The sequence below is a fragment of the Roseateles cavernae genome, assembly GCF_040187885.1.
GTDB classification, from domain to species: domain Bacteria; phylum Pseudomonadota; class Gammaproteobacteria; order Burkholderiales; family Burkholderiaceae_C; genus Roseateles_E; species Roseateles_E cavernae.
On the sequence record NZ_JBDPLH010000007.1, the window covers coordinates 14,741 to 29,160 of the forward strand.

Annotated in this window: 15 protein-coding genes; 4 read left to right on the forward strand and 11 right to left on the reverse strand. The window is 68.1% G+C overall.

All coding sequences use genetic code 11. The features are described 5' to 3' along the window. Window positions 1-3 precede the first annotated feature (3 nt). The 9 genes from ABGI63_RS17850 to ABGI63_RS17890 form a co-directional block, all read right to left on the reverse strand. A complete protein-coding gene (locus ABGI63_RS17850) occupies window positions 4-702 on the reverse strand; it encodes an MBL fold metallo-hydrolase (protein WP_349743724.1) in 699 nt (232 codons plus the stop codon). Window position 703: 1 nt separating this feature from the next. Further along, the gene (locus tag ABGI63_RS17855) at window positions 704-1,432 is read right to left on the reverse strand and encodes an SDR family NAD(P)-dependent oxidoreductase (RefSeq protein ID WP_349743725.1); all 729 of its coding nucleotides are present in this window, start codon (window positions 1,430-1,432) and stop codon (window positions 704-706) included. 1 nt (window position 1,433) lies between these two features. Then, the gene (locus ABGI63_RS17860; RefSeq protein ID WP_349743726.1) at window positions 1,434-1,733 is read right to left on the reverse strand and encodes a hypothetical protein; all 300 of its coding nucleotides are present in this window, start codon (window positions 1,731-1,733) and stop codon (window positions 1,434-1,436) included. A gap of 22 nt (window positions 1,734-1,755) precedes the next feature. Continuing rightward, complete coding sequence (locus tag ABGI63_RS17865; protein WP_349743727.1) at window positions 1,756-2,334, reverse strand: GNAT family N-acetyltransferase; 579 nt, start codon at window positions 2,332-2,334, stop codon at window positions 1,756-1,758. A gap of 3 nt (window positions 2,335-2,337) precedes the next feature. Beyond that, the gene (locus ABGI63_RS17870) at window positions 2,338-3,276 is read right to left on the reverse strand and encodes a class I SAM-dependent methyltransferase (protein ID WP_349743728.1); all 939 of its coding nucleotides are present in this window, start codon (window positions 3,274-3,276) and stop codon (window positions 2,338-2,340) included. A 44-nt stretch (window positions 3,277-3,320) separates the two neighbouring features. Then, window positions 3,321-4,748: a TolC family protein gene (locus ABGI63_RS17875; protein WP_349743729.1), complete on the reverse strand. Its 1,428-nt coding sequence runs from the start codon at window positions 4,746-4,748 to the stop codon at window positions 3,321-3,323. 69 nt (window positions 4,749-4,817) lie between these two features. Continuing rightward, window positions 4,818-6,014: an HlyD family type I secretion periplasmic adaptor subunit gene (locus tag ABGI63_RS17880; protein WP_349743730.1), complete on the reverse strand. Its 1,197-nt coding sequence runs from the start codon at window positions 6,012-6,014 to the stop codon at window positions 4,818-4,820. A 13-nt stretch (window positions 6,015-6,027) separates the two neighbouring features. Next, a complete protein-coding gene (locus ABGI63_RS17885) occupies window positions 6,028-8,385 on the reverse strand; it encodes a type I secretion system permease/ATPase (RefSeq protein WP_349743731.1) in 2,358 nt (785 codons plus the stop codon). Continuing rightward, a complete protein-coding gene (locus ABGI63_RS17890; RefSeq protein ID WP_349743732.1) occupies window positions 8,382-10,271 on the reverse strand; it encodes an O-linked N-acetylglucosamine transferase, SPINDLY family protein in 1,890 nt (629 codons plus the stop codon). The genes ABGI63_RS17885 and ABGI63_RS17890 overlap by 4 nt, the downstream gene beginning before the upstream one ends. A 271-nt stretch (window positions 10,272-10,542) precedes the next feature. Between ABGI63_RS17890 and ABGI63_RS17895 the strand changes: the two genes are divergently transcribed. Continuing rightward, entirely contained in the window at window positions 10,543-11,001 is a 459-nt protein-coding gene (locus ABGI63_RS17895; protein WP_137940630.1) for a hypothetical protein, read from the forward strand. 13 nt (window positions 11,002-11,014) lie between these two features. Here ABGI63_RS17895 and ABGI63_RS17900 read toward each other — a convergent pair whose 3' ends face one another. After that, a complete protein-coding gene (locus ABGI63_RS17900) occupies window positions 11,015-11,521 on the reverse strand; it encodes a DUF1993 domain-containing protein (RefSeq protein ID WP_349743733.1) in 507 nt (168 codons plus the stop codon). Window positions 11,522-11,628: 107 nt separating this feature from the next. Between ABGI63_RS17900 and ABGI63_RS17905 the strand changes: the two genes are divergently transcribed. The 3 genes from ABGI63_RS17905 to ABGI63_RS17915 are packed head-to-tail and all read left to right on the forward strand — an operon-like array spanning window position 11,629 to window position 13,776. After that, a complete protein-coding gene (locus ABGI63_RS17905; protein ID WP_349743734.1) occupies window positions 11,629-12,636 on the forward strand; it encodes a D-2-hydroxyacid dehydrogenase family protein in 1,008 nt (335 codons plus the stop codon). A 10-nt stretch (window positions 12,637-12,646) separates the two neighbouring features. Next, window positions 12,647-13,231, forward strand: coding sequence for a chromate transporter (locus ABGI63_RS17910; protein WP_349743735.1), 585 nt, complete (start codon window positions 12,647-12,649; stop codon window positions 13,229-13,231). After that, window positions 13,228-13,776: a chromate transporter gene (locus ABGI63_RS17915; RefSeq protein WP_137940634.1), complete on the forward strand. Its 549-nt coding sequence runs from the start codon at window positions 13,228-13,230 to the stop codon at window positions 13,774-13,776. The genes ABGI63_RS17910 and ABGI63_RS17915 overlap by 4 nt, the downstream gene beginning before the upstream one ends. Here the strand turns inward: ABGI63_RS17915 and upp are convergent, their stop codons facing one another. Then, window positions 13,777-14,409: a uracil phosphoribosyltransferase gene (upp, locus tag ABGI63_RS17920; RefSeq protein ID WP_137940635.1), complete on the reverse strand. Its 633-nt coding sequence runs from the start codon at window positions 14,407-14,409 to the stop codon at window positions 13,777-13,779. Window positions 14,410-14,420: the final 11 nt, after the last annotated feature.

Here is a 14,420-nt window from a genome sequence, read left to right on the forward strand (position 1 = left end):
TGTTCAGGCGGGCTGGGCCGCCGACATGAAGGCGCGCAGCTCGGTGTTGCCGGCCTGGATCTCGGCAATGGTCGCGCTGCCGCCATGGCCCGGCAGCACCAGCACGCCGCCGTCTATCCAGGCGAACAGTCCCTTCAGCGAGGCGCGCAGCTGCTCGTGGTCCTCGCCGGGCAGCTTGGACAAGGCGGTGCGGCGCGCATAGAGCGAGTCGCCGGAGAACAGCAGCGCCTCGCTCAGGATGCCGGCGCTGCCCGGCGTGTGGCCCGGCAGCGGGTGGAAGCGGAACTGGCGGCCGGCGGCCTGCAGCTCGGCAGCCTCGTCATCGATCAGGCTGAACTCGGGCAGCGCGATGCGGTGCTTGAGCTTGAAGGCCGCCATCATGAAATTGGCCAGCTTGGCCAGCTTCAGATCGGCGCGGCGCAGGTGCACGGCAATGCCGTAGCGCTGCTGCAGCCAGGCGGCGCCGCCGATATGGTCGAAGTGGCCGTGGGTGCAGAGCACGGCGGCCGGTATCCAGCCGCTCTCGGCAATCGCGGCCTCGATGCGCTCGCGGTCCAGGCCGGGGTCGACCACCACACAGCCGCCCTGCCCGCTCGCGTCGGCCAGCAGATAGGTGTTGGAGTGCAGATCGCTGTTGGTGATGCGGCGCAGCGCGCCGTCCAGCAAGAGTTCGACCGCAGGCTTGGCCGCAGCGCCGCTCATCTCAGTGGACTCCGCCGAGATAGAGGGTCTGTGCGCTGATATAGCCGCTGCGCTCGGAGGCGAAGAAGTCCACCACATTGAAGATGTCGTCGGCCTCGGCATAGCGCGGCAGCGGCAGGCCGGCGATCACCGCGTCGATCTTGTCCTTGGGCAGCTGGGCCAGCATATCGGTGGCGATCGCGGTGATGCCCAGCGTGTTGCAGGTGACGTTGAAGGCGGCGAACTCCTTGGCCATCACATGGGCCAGGGTCGCAACGGCCGCCTTGCTGGCCGCGTAGACCGAGTCGCCCATCGGCTCCAGGCTGGCCGCCATCGAGCCGATATTGATGATGCGGCCCCATTTGTTCTTGCGCATCAGCTTGGCGGCCTCGCGTGCGACCAGGAAGCTGCCCAGCACATTGGTATCCAGCATGCTCTTGGCTGCGGCGGCCGGCATGATCATCGCGTACTGCGAGGTCAGCTGCGCCGCATTGTTGATCACGATATCGACCCGGCCGAAGCGCTTGCGCAGCTGCTCGAAGCCCTGGGCCACCGAGTCGGCATTGCCGACATCGACCGCGATGCCCGCATAGCGGCCGCCATGCGCCGGCAGGTCCTCGCCCTCGTCCTCGTGCCGGCTGAAGCCGATCACCTGCGCGCCCTGGGCCAGGAAATGCGCGGCCAGCAAACGGCCGACGCCCCGACGGGCGCCGGTGATCAGCACGATGCGGCCGGCGTAAGCCTGGTTCATATCAGGCCAGCAGTTCGAGGATATAGGTCTTCAGCGCGCTGACATCGGTGAAGGGCACCGGATCGCGGCTCATCGCCTTGTCGTCGGTCAGGCTGATCGCGCGGCCGAACTGGTCGGACACCGAGGTCTCCAGATCGACGATGACCGAGACCAGGGACAGCGAGTCCAGCACCGAGCCCTCGCCGAACAAGCAGGTGTCGGGGCCGATCGCGATCTGCTCGGCCGGGTCGCGCTCCTCGTTGAGGGTGCGCAAGGCCTGGTAAATGGCTTCCAGCACGGCGCTTTCTTGGGGGCTAGTCATGGTTTCTCCAGTGTTGTCTTGTTCAATGGCTTGGACGGCCCGCCTTGATCAGCGCCGTCATGCGGGGCAAGGCCGTCTGCCGGTACTCCTCAGCCAGCATGCCGAATATCACCGCGTCCTGGTGGTGGCTATTGATGAAGTAGTGGCGGCGCAGCCGCCCTTCCTCCTTCATGCCGAGGAATTTCTGCCATTTGATCATCAGCGTGTTGTCGGACGCGATGGTACCGAAGATGCGCTGCAGTCCCAGGCGATCGAACACCAGTTCATAGACCAGTTTCATCGCCTCGACGGCGGCCGGGATGCCGCGCACCGCCTCTTCCTCGCCGATCAGGAAACGGCCCGGCTCGCAATGCCCGTGCTGGCTGTCGATGCCGGTGACCGAGACCATGCCGACCGGACGGCCGTTCTTGAGCTGGATGATGAAGTTGTATTCCGAGGTCGGCCGGCCGGCGATCCAGGCCGCCTGCTGCTCGATGCTGGCCGCGCCGCGGTTCAGCAGCGCCGCGCGCTCGCTCTGGCGCCAGCCCCAGCTCAGCGCCGCATGCTCGACCGTCAGCGGCACCAGATCGACAAACTCGCCCTGAAGAGTGATCTGCGGCATCGCTCAGGCCTTGGGACTCAGGACCATGGCCAGCGCGCCGGGCACCGGCAGCCCCGGCTTGGCCGGCGCATAGGCGTTGGCGAAAAAGCTGTGTTCCAGATGCAGGCCGGCGGCCTCGACCTGGGCCAGCACCTCCTCGGGGCGGCTGTACAGATAGATGTGATCGGCATGTGCCGCATTCAGCGCGGCGGTGACGAAGAGCTTGCCATCGGCCGTGCACAGCTCGCGCAGGCCGCGCAGCAACGCCACCGGGTCTTCCAGATGCTCCAGCACCTCGACGCAGATCACGGCCCGGAAGCGCGGCAGCGGCTCCCCGCCCTCGCCCGGCTCCAGGATGTTCTGGCGCCGAGTCTGGTAGCGCGGGGCAAAACCGAAGCTGGCCACATGCTCGGCGGTGAACTCCAGCGACAGCGGGCTGATGTCCAGACCGGTGCCCCGCAGCGCCGGCAAGGCCTGCAGGGCCAGGCGCGAGTAAATGCCGGTGCCGACACCGACCTCGGCGAACTCGGCCACGCCCTGGCGCTCCAGCCAGGGCAGGAAGAAGCCCTTGAAGTACTCGATCTGCTGGTAGTGATGGGTCCACAGATAGTGGGACAGCAGCAGGCCCGGCAGGTACTGGCGACGCATGTAGTCGTCGTTGTAATAGACCTCGGCGGCCGCCTCGGCATAGGTCTTGGCCGGATAGCTGAGTTCCTGCTCGAAGCGCTTTTGACGCCGCATCGAGTCCATCACGAAGGCGCCATAGCCCTTGACCGCGTCCTGCAGCCGGCTCTCGCTGGCATAGAAGCGGCTCAGCATCGCCGTGAAATCGGCCTCCCAGGCGGGGCCGAAAGCGGCAGCAGCACGGTGCACGCTCTCGCGTGCGAAACGGGCCGAGCCCTCCATCATCGTCAGCAAACGGGCTATCGATTGATCGTCGGGCGCTGATAGCGTCGCGGTCATGGGTATCCTTTGTTGTCGCGCCGCCGTTGGCGGCATCGCAGGCCTCAGCGCAGCGGCGTCAGCACGCCCCGGCCCATGGACCAGAGCAGCGCCACGGCCTGCTGGCCATCGAACAGGGCGTTGACCTGGGCCACGCGCAGCGAATAGTAGTCGGCCTCGGCGCCCATCACATCGAACAGCGAACGCCGCCCCAGCTGCTGCCATTGCTGCAGCGTCGAGGCCCGCACGCGGTCGCTGTTGCGCAGCACATCGACGATGCGGCGCGCGCGGTCGAAGGACGAGGCCGCGGCCTCATGCACATCGACCATGCGGTAGCGCCGCGCCTCCAGCTGGTCCTCGCGCTGCAGGCGCACCGCCTCGGCCCGCTTGCGCGCGGCCGCGATGCCGTGGTCGGCACCGGCGTTGTAGATCGGGATATTGATGCTGACCCCGGCCGCCCATTCGCCGCTCTTGACCACGCCGCCGGTGGCCGAGCCGCCCATCAGCAGATTGACCTGCGGCTTGTAGCCGGCCGCCACCGACTCGGCATAGCTGTTCTGGGCCCGCGCCTGGGCGTCGAGCTGGGTCAGTTCGGGCGAGAGCTCGGCATCGCGCTGCATCTCGGCCAGCTCGGGCACCTGGGTCAGCAGGGCCGAGTAGCTGGCGCTGGGCGGCAGCTCATCGCCGACGAAACGGCGCAGCCGGCTCTCGACCTGGCGCAGCGCGCTGAGCGTCTGCACCAGGGCCAGCTCGGCCTGCTGCTGGTTCTTCTGTGCCTGCACCAGCTCGCTGGCGCGGCCACGGTCGGCCTGGACGATGAAGCCCAGCGCATCGACCAGGCAGGCCATCTTGCGCACATACTGGCCGTAGACCTGGGCCTGCAGCTGGTAGCGGCTGCGGTCCATCGCCAGCGACACGGTCTGCAGCGCCAGCTGCTGCTCGGTGCTGCTCAGGCCCAGCCGGGCGGCCTCGGCCAGCTGGCTGCGCCAGTTGGCCAGCTGCACCAGCCGACCCGAATCGTAGAGCGGGGCGCTGACATTGAGGTTGGCGCTGGCACGCATGCCGTGCTGCAGCTTCAGACCCTCGCTCTTGGTGCCGCTATGGGTCAGGGTGCCACCCAGATTGACCTGGGGTAGACGCGCGGCGCGCGCCTCCTCCCATTCCTCGCGCGCGGCCTGGGCCAGCAAGGTGGCCGCGCCGAGGCCCTGGCTGCGCTGCTGGGCGCGCTGCACCAGCTCCTGCAGCTGGGCGCGCGGATCGGCACTGCTGATCTCGAAGCTGGTGCTGTCGCGACCGGCGGCCGCCGGCAACGCATCCTCCTCGCCGCAACGGCTTTGCTGGCGCGGCTCGGGCGCGGCCGGTGCGACGGCCGGCGGCGCGGCCTTTTTCGCACGGGCGGGCTGCGCCTGGGCCAGCATCGGCTCGCCGGCCAGCAGGGCCAGCGCCAGCATCAGCAGGGCCGGGCGCGGGGGGGCGGAATGGGTTCTGAACATAGGCGGTACTTCAACACGGATCGCCGTGCGCGAAGGACCGAACAACAGGGCTCTGCCGGCGCTAATCTGCTAGCGCTCGCGCATCGCCTCCTGGCTGCGCAACATGGGCCTGAGCAGAAAGCTCAGCACCGAACGCTCGCCGGTCTTGATCTCGACCGAGGCCGTCATGCCGGGGATCACCTCGACCGCCTTGCCCTTGTAGCGCAGCGTGCTGCGCTCGGCCCGCACCAGGGCACGGTAGTAGCGGCCCTCGCTGCCCTTGTCGGCCTCGCCCAGGGCATCCGGGCTGATGTACTCGACCTGGCCCTGCAGGCCGCCGAACACGTTGTAGTCAAAGCCCCCGACCTTGATCGTGGCCTTCTGGCCGACGCGCAGATAGCCGATCTCGGAGGGCTTGATGCGGGTCTCGACCAGGATGCGCTCGGTCAGCGGCACGATCTCCATGATGGGCGAGCCGGTGGTGATCACGCCGCCCAGCGTGTTGGCGCGGATGTTCTTGACCAGGCCATCGACCGGCGAGGTCAGCACGGTGCGGGTCAGCGCGTCCTGGCGCACCACCATCTGCTCCTGCTGCTGGGCCAGCTCGTTGCGCAGCTTGACCAGCTCGCCGCTGGCCTCCTGGCGGAAACGGCTGACCCGCTCGCTGCGCTGCAGCTCCAGCTCATTGACCTGGCGCGAGAGCCGCATCACCTCGACATCCGACATCAGCCCGCGCGCCGACATATCGCGGGCGATGCGCAGCTCGCGGCCCAGCAGGCCGGCGCTGCGGCCTATGCTGGCCACCGCCTCGTCGAGCAGGCGGCGCCTCGCCTCGAAGGCCTCGGTTTCGGCATCGATCAGGCCCTGCTGGTTCTTCAGCTCGGGCGGAAACTGCAGCGGCCGGCCGGCCGATTCGGCGCTGAGCCGTGCGATCGTTGCCAGCAAGGCCAGACGCTTGACCTGACCCTCGTTCTGCTGCGCCTCGACCCGGGTCGGATCCAGCCGCGCCAGCACCTGGCCCTGCGCGACCCGGTCGCCCTCGCGCACCAGCAGCTCGCGCAGAATGCCCACCTCGGCGCTGGCGATCACCTGCTCGCGCGCGTCCGGCACGATGCGGCCGTCGCTGCGGCTGACCTGATCGACCTCGGCCAGCGCCGCCCAGACCAGGGCCACCAGCACCGCCGCCAGCAGCAGATAGAGCACCCAGGTGACCCGCGGCAGCGGCTCGTCCGCCTGGGCCGCGGCCAGCGCGCTCATGAACATGCCTTCGTCGCGCACGACCGTCATGCGGGCACCCTCGTCATAGCGAGGCCGAGCGCTGCACCGGCTGGGCGGCCGGATGCATATGCAGATTGGCCCCGTCGCCGGCTTGCGGCTGGGCCGGGCGCACACCCGACAGCGCCGCCAGCACCTGATCGCGCGGGCCATCCATCACCAGGCGGCCGGAGTCCATCACGACGATGCGCGACACCAGCTCCAGCACCGCCGGCCGGTGGGTCACGACCACCAGCGTGCATTCGCCGGCCGCGTCGCGCAGCTGGCGCAGAAAGGCCACCTCGGACTGGGCGTCCATCGAGCTGGTCGGCTCGTCCATCAGCAAGACCTGGGGCTTGGTCACCAGGCTGCGCGCCAGCGCCACCAGCTGGCGCTGGCCGCCCGACAGCAGGCCGCCCATCTCGCCGACCGGCAGATCCCAGCCCAGGGGATGGCCGGCAATCACGCGATCCAGCCCGGTCAGCCGCGCCACCTCGACCAGGCGCGCCGCATCCAGATGGGCCCGGCCCATCAGCACGTTGTCGCGCAAAGTGCCGTGGAACAGCCGCGGCTCCTGGGCCACGAAACCGACCCGGGCGCGGAACTCGGCCGGGTCGATCTGGCGCAGATCGATGCCGTCCACCTCGACCATGCCCTCGGTCGGCTGGTACAGCCCGGCCAGCAGGCGCAGCACGGTGGACTTGCCGCTGCCGATACGGCCCAGCACGGCCACCCGCTCACCAGCCTTCAGACGCAGATTGACGCCCTTGAGCACCTTGGGCGCATTGCCCTCGCCACTCATCGGGTAGGCAAAGCCCACCTCGCTGAGGCCCAGGCTGCCGCTGATGCCGCCGCTGTTCAGGGGCACATAGTTGCGCTCGGCGCTGCGCTCGGTCGGCTTGGCCATCAACTGGTTCAGCGAGATCAGCGCGGCGCGCGCACCCTGATAGCGCGCGGCCAGGCTGACCACGCTGCCCAGCGGGGCGATCGCCCGGCCGGCAAACATCACCGCGCCTATCAGTGCGCCGGAGCTGATCGTGCCGGCCTCGATCAGATAGACGCCCCAGACCAGCATCACCACGGTGATGGCCTGCTGCAGCGTCGAGGACAGGTTGTTGCTCCAGCTGTGCAGGCTGCGGGTGCGCATGCCGGACTCGGCGGCGATCGCTGTGCTGCTCTCGTAGCGGCGCAGGAAACGGCCTTCGGCGCCCGAGGTCTTCAGGTCCTCCAGGCCCTCGATAGCCTCGACCAGGGTGCCTTGCAGATCGGCCATCTCGCTCATATTGGCGCGCACCGCGCGCCGCATCTGGCCCTGGATCGCCCAGGTCAGGCCCAGGATGATCGGTATCGCGATCACCAGCACCCAGCCCAGCGGGCCGCCGACGATGAAGGCCATCGCGACAAACAGCAGGATGAAAGGCAGGTCCGAGACCACCGACATGCTGGCCGAGGCGAAGAAGTCGCGCACGATCTCGATCTGGGCCAGCGTGTGGGCATAGGAGCCGGCCGACTCGGGCTTGTGCTCCATGCGCACGCCCAGGGTCTGGCGGAACAGCTTGGAGCCGATGATCAGATCGGCCTTGCGGCCGGCGATATCGATCAGATGCGAGCGCAGCTGCTTGGCGAACAGATCGAACAGCAGGGCCAGGCTCGCGCCGATCGCCAGGGTCCACAGCGTCACAAAGCTCTGGTTCGGAATGACCTTGTCATAGATCACCATGGTCACCATGCCGGACACCAGCATCAACAGATTGCTGAGCAGGGCCGCGACCATGGCTGCACGGTAATAGGGAATGAAACGTTTGAGCGTGCCCCACAGCCAATGGCTGCCCTCGGCGCGCAGCAGCGGCTCGCCCCGCCCCGGGGTCGTGGCCGCCTGCGCAGCCTCGGGCAGGGTGACCAGCAGCACAAAGCCGGTGAACTCGGCCTCCAGCTCGGCCAGCGTGGCCCGGCAGACATTGGCATCGGCGCCGGGAAAGACCACATCGTAGGCGGCCTGCCCGCCCTCGGCGCTGTCATGGCGGGCCACCAGCACGCAGGCATCGCCGCCCTTCAGCAGCAAGATGGCCGGCAGCAACAAGGGGTTGATCTCGGCAATCTTCTTGCGCGTCAGCCCGGCGTTGTAGCCGGCCTCGCGCATCACCCGCAAGGCCTGGTCGGGGCCCAGCGCGCCTTCGACCGGCATGCCGGCCGCCAGCGACTCGGCCGAGCGGGCCCGGCCATGGTGGCGGGTCAGCCAGACCAGCGCATGCAGCAAGGGATCGCCGATCTCGGGGCCGGCCTGCTCTTCCCAGTCGCGCCGCTCATCCGCTGGCGGCGGCACGGAACCGTCCGCCGCCAGGTACAGACCCGGCGGTCCGGACGGCTTCTTGCCGCCATCAAAGAAGGCGTCGTGCTTCGTCACCGCGTTCCTTCAGGCTGGCGCCTGGGCAGCGCCAGGGCTTCGAACTTGTCTTCCAGCTCGCGCACCATGCCGGGAATGTCGAACAGCGTCGAGGCCCGGCCATGCTCGCTCAGATAGCGCTTGTACGAGGCCGAGCGTGCCGGATTCTGGCCGATCTGCACCGCCCGCTGCTCGTACTCCTGCAGAGAATAGGTCACCAGGTCCGGCAATCCCACATGGGTCAGCAGGCTGCCGGCCATGCGCGAGATATAGCTGCGGCCCGAGCGCGTCAGGATGGGCGCACCCATCCACAGGCAGTCGCTGGCGGTTGTGCCGGCATTGAAGGGAAAGGTGTCCAGCACCAGATCGGCCAGCACGAAGCGGGCCAGATACTCGGGCGGCGCCACCCGCGGCGCGAAGATCAGGCGCTCGGCCGCCACGCCATGCGCGGCCGCCGTGGCCAGCATATTCGCCTTGGCCCATTCGTTGTCGGCCAGCAGCCACAGCACGCTGCCCGGCACCTGCCGCAGGATGCGCATCCAGGCCGCGAACATCTCTTCGTTGAACTTGTGGTTGTTGTTGAAGGAGCAGAAGACGAAGCCGTCCTCGGGCAGCTGGTACTGGGCGCGGCTGGGCACCGGGCCGACCTCGCGCTGGCGGTCGCTGATCTGGTAGCAGTGATCGAGCACGATGGGGCGCTCGGTGCAGAAGCTCAGATAGTCCGGCGGCATCACGAAACGGTCGGCGATGATCCAGTCCACCCCGGGCAGCGCCGAGGTGGCCGGCAGGCCCAGATAGCTGACCTGCACCGGCGCCGGCCGCAGGCTCAGGATGTTGGGCCGCGCGCCATTGGTCAGGCCCTGCAGATCGACCAGCACATCGATGCCCTGCTGGGCGATCAGGCGGGCCGCCGCCTCGTCATCGAGGCCGCCGATGCGGTGCACCTGATCCATCGCGCCGAGGATGCGGCGGCGCTGGGCCGAGCCGTCCTCGCGGCTCCAGCAGAAGGCATGGACCTCGACGCGCTCGCGGTCATGCAACTCAAACAGCTCGGGAGTCAGCAGGCCCACCGCATGCATGCACAGATCGCCCGACAGATAGCCGATCTTCAGCCGGCCCTGTCGCGGGCCGCTGGCATGCAGCTGGTGATAAGGCTTGCCCTTGTATTTATTGACCTTCTCCAGCACAAAGCGCTGCGAGGTCATCAGCTGCAGCACCGGGTCGTCGCTGATGCTCAGCATCGCCAGCAGCGAGGTGCTGCACAGCAGCTGGTTGTGCGTGACCTCGCCGACCGGCTGGTAGATCGGCCATTCGCACTGCTTCTGGCGGATGTGCACATAGTGCTGTATCACATCGCTCTGCTCGGGTTTGAGCGCCAGGCTGCGCCGCATCCAGGACTGCGACTCGGCAAAGCGCTTTTGCAGCTCCAGCAGCCGGGCCAGATTGTTCATCGCGTGCAGGCGCAGCTCCAGCGGGTCGCCGCCGATGCTGTCCAGGCCATGGACGCTCTCGGCCACCTCCTGCCAGGAGGCGAGCGCCTCGGCCACGCGGCCCAGGTGTTCGAGCTGGTGGCCCAGATTCAGGCGCGCCTGGGCGAAATCCGGCTTCAGCGCCAGCGCCTGGCGGTAGACCTGCTCAGCCTCGGCATGGCGCTGCAGATTGCCCAGCAAGGTGCCGCAGTTGTAGCAGGCGACCGTGCGCAGCGGCGAGTCGGACGCGGCAATCCAGGCCAGGTACAGCGCCGCGGCGGCATCGGCCATACCCAGCGCCTGCCAGCGGCCCGCCTCGCCCATCAGCTCGGGCAGGCCGATGGCTGCCGTGCTGGCCTGCGCCAGCGCCTGCTGCCAGGCGGCGGCGTGCGCATCGGGAACGGCGAGCGTCTGGAGACTGGGCTGTGACATGTCCATGGCAAGAAGCCGTCATTCGACGGCGCAGAACGGGTTCGCCTTGATCGTAGAGGCTGCCCCCCGGCCGACAGCCCAGGATTAAGCGCGCATTTCACCGCCAAATCCGGCGGCTGTGCCGCAGCGACGCCCCGGCGGACGGGGCGGCGGCGAGGATCTGGGGCCACAAAGCCCGGGTTTTCGAGGTTTCCTAGCGCTCGGGCATGACCAGAATCTGCAGCGTGCCACCCGGAGGGGGAAAGGCGCCGTCCGCTGATGAAAACAAGATCAAGCCATGCTGAACAAGCTCTTACCGCGTTGGAAGCAGTCCCGGTCCAGATCGTCCCAGCCGCCATCCGAGCACAGCACCGTCCGTGGTGCGGCCGTCCATCCACCCGGCCAGCGCCCCGACGACTCGCTGCTGCAAAGCCTGCTGCGCTGGCTGCCGCGCGAGGCCGAGCCCTGGGGTGACACCCCGGCGCAGGCGCGGGCCCGCTGCGCCCAGCTGCTGCCGCAGCTGCGCGCCGATTTCGAGGCCTCGCTGTGCGATGTGCCGGCCGCCGAGGAGTTGCGGCGCAGCATCAAGCGCGGCCGCAGTCTCGATGATTTCTGGCATCTGCGCGGCTGGCTCTACACCGAGGTGGCCCGCGCACTGAGCCAGCGCGAGGCCGAGCTGCGGCTGGCCCATATCAACCGCCATTTCACCGATCCGCTGGACGCCTTCTTCTTCAGCGGCCCGAACCGGCGGCAATGAGGGCCGCGCCGGCTCAGCGCCCCAGATAATCCATCTTGCCCAGGCTGACGCCGGCATGGCGCAGCAGCGCGTAGGTGGTCGTCAGGTGGAAATAGAAGTTGGGCAGCGCGAAGTGGCGCAGATAGTCCTCGCCATTGAAGCGGTGCGGCTCGCCGGCGCGGGTCGGGATCTCGATCGCGCGGCCCTCGCTACCGTCCACCAGGGCCGCCGGCACCGAATTCACATAGGCGATGGTCTTGCGGATGCGCTCGATCAGCTCGTCCAGCGTCGCTTCCGTGTCCTCCCACTTGGGGGCCTGCTGGCCTGACAGCCGCGCGATGCAGCCCTTGGCGGCGTCGCTGGCGATCTGGATCTGGCGCGGCAGCGGCAACATATCCGGCGCCAGGCGCAGCGTCATATAGACGCTGGTGTCGAACTTCTTGGCCTCGGCATGGGCTTTGGCGGCTTCAAGCCAGTTCAGCGCGTTGCCAAACATGCGGGTAAAAACCGGCGCGCTGGCCGAATGCATCGAAATCGTCATCAGGGGCTCCATGTATCAGGGGTGGCGCGATCGTAACGATTTGGCTCATTCGCTGCAGAGCGGCCGGAGATGCCCGCAAGCCGGGGCAAAATGGGGGCCAGCACACCATGAATATCATCATCCTCGACGACTACCAGGACGCGGTGCGCAAGTTGCGCTGCGCCGCCAAGCTGGACCCGCTGAACGCCAAGGTCTTCACCAACACCGTCAAGGGCATAGGCCAGCTGTCGATACGGCTGCGCGATGCCGAGGTCTTGGTGCTGATACGCGAACGTACCCATTTCCCGCGCCAGTTGCTGGAGAAGCTGCCCAAGCTCAAGCTGATCGCGCAGACCGGCCGGGTCGGCGGCCATATCGATGTCGAGGCCTGCACCCGGCTGGGCATCGCGGTGGCCGAAGGCGTGGGTTCTCCGATCGCACCGGCCGAGCTGACCTGGGCGCTGATCATGGCCTCGATGCGGCGGCTGCCGCAGTACATCGGCAATCTGAAGCACGGTGCCTGGCAGCAGTCCGGGCTCAAGAGCGGGTCGATGCCGCCTAACTTCGCGCTGGGCATGGTGTTGCGCGGCAAGACGCTGGGCATCTGGGGCTACGGCAAGATCGGGCAGCTGCTGGCCGGCTACGGCCGCGCCTTCGGCATGCAGGTGCAGGTCTGGGGCAGCGAGGCCTCGCGGGCCAAGGCGGTGGCCGACGGCTATCTGGCGGCCGAGAGCAGAGCCGCCTTCTTCGAGAGCAGCGATGTGCTGAGCCTGCATCTGCGCCTGTCGGACGCCACCCGCGGCCTGGTCACGCCCGAGGATCTGGCCCGCATGAAGCCGACCGCCCTGCTCGTCAACACCTCGCGGGCCGAACTGGTGGCCGACGGCGCGCTGGTCTCGGCACTCAACCGCGGCCGGCCCGGCATGGCGGCGGTCGATGTGTTCGAGAGCGAGCCGCCGCTGCAGGGCCACCCCTTGATGCGGCTGGAGAATGCGGTCTGCACCCCCCATATCGGCTATGTCGAGCAGGACAGCTACGAGATGTACTTCGATGCCGCCTTCGACAATGTGCTGAACTTCCTCAAGGGCAGCCCCAGCAACCTCGTCAATCCGGACGCACTGAAGGTCAAGCGGTGAGGGTCAGGCGGTGAGCGGCACGGCGCGGCCCGCTTCGCTGAGCATGCTGTTCTGGGCCTTCAACCGTCTGGCATTGCAGGGCTTCGGCGGCGTGCTGGCGGTGGCGCAGCGCGAGCTGGTCGAACGCCTGAGCTGGCTCAGCCGCGAGGATTTCGTCGAGATGCTGTCCATCGCCCAGGTGCTGCCCGGGCCCAATGTGGTCAATCTCTCGCTGATGATTGGCGACCGCTTCTTCGGCCTGCGCGGCGCGCTGACGGCGCTGGCCGGCATGCTGTTGTTCCCCTCGGTCATCGTGCTGGGCCTGGCCTCGATCTCCGACGCGCTGCTGCAGCACCAGACCATGGCCGGCGCGCTGCGCGGCATGGGCGCGGTGGCGGCCGGCCTGATCATCGCCACCGGGCTGAAGCTGCTGCCCTCGCTGAAGCGCAATCCGCTCGGGCGCGCCTGGGCCCTGCTGCTGGCACTGGCCGCCTTCGGCACCATCGCGCTGGCGCGCACGCCGCTGGTCTGGGTGGTGCTGGGCCTGGGCGGCATCGGCATGGGCCTGGCCTGGCGGCGGCTGTCGCGGGACGACGATGAGGATGAACGGGCATGAACGAGCTGAGCCTGGCCCAGTTCGGTGGCTTGTTCCTGCATTTCCTGATGCTGTCGCTGCTGTCCATCGGGGGTGCGATCACGGCCGCGCCCGAGATGCACCGCTATCTCGTCGGCCAGCAGGGCTGGCTGAGCGACACCCAGTTCACCAGCTCGATCGCGCTGGCCCAGGCCGCGCCGGGGCCCAACATCCTGTTTGTCGCGGTGCTGGGCTGGAATGTGGCCGGCCCGCTGGGCGCGCTTGCCACGATGGCCGGCATCATGCTGCCCTCCACCACCCTGGTGCTGGCCGCCACCCGCTGGGCCCGCGAGCACAAGCACACGGTGGGCGTGCGGGCCTTCACCGCCGGCATGGCGCCGCTGACCCTGGGCCTCCTGATCGCCACCGGCTGGCTGCTGGCCGTGCCCTATGTGCGCGATCCCGAGCACCGGGTGGCCACGCTGGCCGTCATCGCGCTGACCGTGCTGCTGACCGTCAAGACCCGCATCAGCCTGGTCTGGCTGGTGCTGGGCGGCGGGGTGCTGGGGGCGCTGGGGATCGTCTGATCAGGCTTCCTTGGTGCCAAAAATCTTGTCCCCGGCATCACCCAGGCCCGGGATGATGTAGCCTTGCTCGTTCAGATGGCTGTCGATCGCGGCGGTCCAGCAGCGCACATCGGGATGGGCCTTGGTCAGCGCGGCAATGCCCTCGGGCGCGGCCACCAGCACCAGGGCACGGATATCCTTGGCGCCGCGGCGCTTGAGCAGGTCGATGGTCGCGATCATCGAGCCGGCGGTGGCCAGCATCGGATCGACGATCAGCGCGGTACGCTCATCGAGCTGGCCGACGAACTTCTCGAAATAATGCACCGGCTGCAGGGTCTCATGGTCGCGGGCCAGCCCGACGACGCTGATCTTGGCGTTCGGGATCATGTCCAGCACGCCGTCCAGCATGCCCAGGCCGGCACGCAGAATCGGCACCACGGTGACCTTGCGGCCGGCAATCTGGTCGATCTCGACCGGGCCGCACCAGCCTTCTATCGTGGTCTTCTCCAGCGGGAAATCGGCCGTCGCCTCATAGGCCAGGAGCCGTGCGACCTCGCCGGTCAGCTCGCGGAATTTCTTCGTCGAGGTATCACCCTCGCGCATCAGGCCGATCTTGTGTTTGATCAGGGGGTGGTGGACTTCGATGACGGACATGATGCTGGAAT

Excerpts from the sequence above, each read along its gene's own strand:
- ABGI63_RS17850 (WP_349743724.1), bottom strand. The coding sequence starts at position 702 with ATGAGCGGCGCTGCGGCCAAGCCTGCGGTCGAACTCTTGCTGGACGGC.
- ABGI63_RS17855 (WP_349743725.1), bottom strand. The coding sequence starts at position 1,432 with ATGAACCAGGCTTACGCCGGCCGCATCGTGCTGATCACCGGCGCCCGT.
- ABGI63_RS17860 (WP_349743726.1), bottom strand. The coding sequence starts at position 1,733 with ATGACTAGCCCCCAAGAAAGCGCCGTGCTGGAAGCCATTTACCAGGCC.
- ABGI63_RS17865 (WP_349743727.1), bottom strand. The coding sequence starts at position 2,334 with ATGCCGCAGATCACTCTTCAGGGCGAGTTTGTCGATCTGGTGCCGCTG.
- ABGI63_RS17870 (WP_349743728.1), bottom strand. The coding sequence starts at position 3,276 with ATGACCGCGACGCTATCAGCGCCCGACGATCAATCGATAGCCCGTTTG.
- ABGI63_RS17875 (WP_349743729.1), bottom strand. The coding sequence starts at position 4,748 with ATGTTCAGAACCCATTCCGCCCCCCCGCGCCCGGCCCTGCTGATGCTG.
- ABGI63_RS17880 (WP_349743730.1), bottom strand. The coding sequence starts at position 6,014 with ATGACGGTCGTGCGCGACGAAGGCATGTTCATGAGCGCGCTGGCCGCG.
- ABGI63_RS17890 (WP_349743732.1), bottom strand. The coding sequence starts at position 10,271 with ATGGACATGTCACAGCCCAGTCTCCAGACGCTCGCCGTTCCCGATGCG.
- ABGI63_RS17895 (WP_137940630.1), top strand. The coding sequence starts at position 10,543 with ATGCTGAACAAGCTCTTACCGCGTTGGAAGCAGTCCCGGTCCAGATCG.
- ABGI63_RS17900 (WP_349743733.1), bottom strand. The coding sequence starts at position 11,521 with ATGACGATTTCGATGCATTCGGCCAGCGCGCCGGTTTTTACCCGCATG.
- ABGI63_RS17905 (WP_349743734.1), top strand. The coding sequence starts at position 11,629 with ATGAATATCATCATCCTCGACGACTACCAGGACGCGGTGCGCAAGTTG.
- ABGI63_RS17915 (WP_137940634.1), top strand. The coding sequence starts at position 13,228 with ATGAACGAGCTGAGCCTGGCCCAGTTCGGTGGCTTGTTCCTGCATTTC.
- upp (WP_137940635.1), bottom strand. The coding sequence starts at position 14,409 with ATGTCCGTCATCGAAGTCCACCACCCCCTGATCAAACACAAGATCGGC.